Consider the following 344-nt stretch of genomic DNA (forward strand, 5'->3'; position numbering starts at 1 on the left):
GCATCGACAGGCTCCACTTTCGCGATGATCGCCGACCGGTTCCACGACGACATCCAGGACGCGCTTCCCGCTGCCGCAGACGCCATCCGCATCGACGACACCCGGGCGATCGTCATCATCCGAGGGAGCGAGGAAGCGGTCCGGTTCCACATGCGCGCCATCCTCACCCGCATCTCGACCATCGAGCGGGGCGTCCCCATCGACGGCATCCGGGCGTCGGCGAGCATCGGCTGGGCGACGGTCGCCTCCACCGGATACGACTACGACGAGCTCGCCGCCGCGGCGGGAGCGGCGGCGGTCCGCGCCCGTGCGGCAGGCGGAGACCGATGGAAGCTGTCGACCTC

At 70.3% G+C, this 344-nt stretch carries 1 protein-coding gene; it reads left to right on the forward strand.

Annotated features, from left to right (window positions below):
- Positions 1 to 344, forward strand: a 344-nt coding sequence (locus SB658_RS22570; protein WP_410602454.1) for a hypothetical protein, incomplete at both ends; no start/stop codon positions are given.

Origin of the sequence: Bacillus sp. SIMBA_008 (assembly GCF_046535495.1) — a bacterium.
GTDB classification, from domain to species: domain Bacteria; phylum Bacillota; class Bacilli; order Bacillales; family Bacillaceae; genus Bacillus; species Bacillus subtilis.